Below are 2,900 nucleotides of genomic sequence, written 5' to 3' on the forward strand. Positions count from 1 at the left end.
GCCTGGAGGGACTTTATAAAGACACTGGACGGGGATAAGTAAAAGGGGGGCATTTTATAAATGGATGCCGGTGCCTGTCACTAACTTACTAACTTACTAACTTATTATGTCAAATAACAAGTTTGAGAATTGTAGATATTATTAGATTTCAATCTAAAAAAACAAAAAACAACTTTTTCATGAGAAAAAATCTCAATAAATGGTTGTTTTTTTACGAATATGGGTATATAATCACAAGAGAGGAGTGATATAAAAATGTTAATTCAATTTAATTTTAATAATTACAGATCATTTAAGAATGAAGCTGTCTTGGATATGAGTGCAACAAAAATAACAGAGCATCCAAATCATGTTGCTGAAGTTGGAAAAGAAAAGATATTGAAGGTAGCAGCTATTTATGGAGCTAATGCTTCTGGAAAGTCAAATGTATTTTCAGCATTTGACTATATGACTGAATATGTAGTCAACTCATTTAAATTTGGTGGAGATAGTGATATCAAGCAAAATAAGGATAATGAATATATAAAAGTAAGTCCATTTTTATTTGATTCCACTAGTAAAAATGAGCCAAGCACATTTGAAGTTTTCTTCGTAGACAACAGTAATGATAAACATAAAACATTTCAGTATGGTTTTTCTGTAAATTCTCAGGAAGTATTAGAGGAATGGTTGTATACAAAGGCAAAAACATCTTCAAATTATAAAACTATATTTTATAGAAAAAAAGGGGAAGAAACGGATTATTCTGGAATTAAGAAAAGCAGTGACAATATAGAAATTGCTTTAGAAAAAGAATCGCTGATTGTATCTTTAGGGGCAAAATTGAAAATTGAAATATTGAAAACTGTAAGAGAATGGTTTTTAAAAAATGAAATAGTAGATTTTGGAAATCCCGGAGAAAATTTTTTACGGTCACGATTACTGCCTTATAATTTTGATGAGGACAAAGATGTTCAGAAAAAAGTCGTTAAATTCTTTTCCTCTTTTGATGAATCAATAAAGGATTTTTTGATTGAAACCGATGGGGAAATTGACGATAAAGAAAAAGACGGTTTTACAATTAAAACGCTGCATGCAATGAACGATTCTAATGAAATGGAATCCTTAAATTTTATGGATGAATCGAGTGGTACTTTAAAAATGTTTTCTTTATATCCGCCAATTCAAAGTGCTTTAGAACTTGGAAGCTTGTTGTTTGTTGATGAGTTTAATTCAAGATTACACCCGCTATTGGTACGTAATATTATACAGATGTTTGAAAACCCTAAGATAAATAAAAATAATGCACAGCTTATTTTTACAACTCATGATGTATGGCAGCTTTCAAATGATTTGCTTAGAAGAGATGAGATCTGGTTTTCAGAAAAAGATAGAAATGGCATTTCATGGCTTTATTCTCTTGTTGAATTCCAGGATAAAGATGGAGAAAAAATAAGGAAAGACGAGTCTTATGGCAAAAATTATATAATTGGAAAATATGGGGCAATTCCGAAATTAAAACCATTGGACATGTTTAAAGGGGATTAGGACATGGGAAAAGACGATAGAAAAGGTAAAAGGGTTGGTCGAAATAATAGAGTTGGAACGAGAGTGCCAAAACTTGGATACTATATAATTGTCACTGATACTGAAGAAACAGAAAAGAATTATTTTGAAGGACTTAGAAATTCTATGCCTAAGGAAATTCAGGACCAAATTGTTATAAAAGTAGAAAAGGCTTCAATAAAAGATTTAGTAGATATTGCACAAGAATTAAGAAATGAAGATCCTCAATATAGAAACTCTTGGATAGTTTTCGACAGAGACCAGGTTAAGGATTTTGATGAAATTATTTTTAAGGCAGGAAAAATCGATATAAATGTTGGTTGGTCAAATCCTTGTATCGAAATATGGTTTTTTGCCTACTTTGAAAATATTCCACATATTAAGGACTCTTGGACATGCTGTGACAATTTTGCTAAATTGTATTTAAAAAAAACGGGTCAAAATTATGAAAAATCAGGGAAAGACATATATGCAAAATTAAGCCAATATGGTGATGAAAAGAAAGCCATAGAACTTTCAAAAAGAAAAATAAAAGAACTTGAAGATGATTGCAATACAAAACCTTCAATAATGTATCCAGGAAATACAGTTTTTAAATTAATAGAAGAAATAAAGAGTAAGATTAATATTTAAACATTATATAAAAAAGAAAGACAGCATCTGTAAATGCTGACTTCTTTGATATAAGGGATCACAGGCTTAGTGACACCCGAATCAAGTATAAATTATTTAACATATTATTTTATATCATGATTTTCCTAAATTTTCAATAGTTAGGTTCTAAGCCAGAGAAGGAAATTGGAATATACTAATGGCTAAAACAAAATCAAGCTCTAAAGGAGTTCAAGAAAAAAAGATAGTGACAGTTAAAGGCTACACTACTAAAAATGGAACTAAAGTTAAAGACCACAGAAGGTCTACACCTAACTAATATTAAGAATTGCAAAGGAGAAAGAATATGTATTATAAAACAGGAGAAAAACCAGGAAAAGGCACTTACAAATGTACGAGAGATGGTCAGATAGTTGTATTAGATGACAATACGGATACTCTTCCACCATGCCCAAAATGTAATAATACGACATACACGAAGATATAATAAAATAAAAACATGGCCAGGGGATGACAAAACTCCTGGTCATATAGATTAATAAGCTTAGGCTTGCAGAGCAAGGGCTAGAAATGAAGCTGATTTTAATACCTGGTCTCTTCTAGCCTAAGCTTATTAGTTGTTAGGATGCCGGTGCCTGTCACTAACTTAAGATACCAACCAAGATACCAACCAAGATAATGAGGATATTAAAGGGTTACTGGAGTTTTGCAGAACTCCACGAACAAGGGAAGAGATGCAAGAG

3 protein-coding genes are annotated in these 2,900 nt (G+C 31.3%); all 3 read left to right on the plus strand.

From position 1 onward, the window contains the following. Window positions 1-255 precede the first annotated feature (255 nt). Window positions 256-1,527 (plus strand): AAA family ATPase, encoded by a 1,272-nt coding sequence (locus G558_RS0111085; RefSeq protein ID WP_028830196.1) that lies wholly within the window; start codon window positions 256-258, stop codon window positions 1,525-1,527. Window positions 1,528-1,530: 3 nt separating this feature from the next. Next, window positions 1,531-2,178: an RloB family protein gene (locus G558_RS0111090; protein ID WP_028830197.1), complete on the plus strand. Its 648-nt coding sequence runs from the start codon at window positions 1,531-1,533 to the stop codon at window positions 2,176-2,178. A gap of 325 nt (window positions 2,179-2,503) precedes the next feature. Further along, window positions 2,504-2,644: a zinc ribbon-containing protein gene (locus tag G558_RS0111100; protein ID WP_028830198.1), complete on the plus strand. Its 141-nt coding sequence runs from the start codon at window positions 2,504-2,506 to the stop codon at window positions 2,642-2,644. Window positions 2,645-2,900: the final 256 nt, after the last annotated feature.

The sequence above is a fragment of the Proteocatella sphenisci DSM 23131 genome (assembly GCF_000423525.1).
In the GTDB taxonomy this organism is placed as follows: domain Bacteria; phylum Bacillota; class Clostridia; order Peptostreptococcales; family Filifactoraceae; genus Proteocatella; species Proteocatella sphenisci.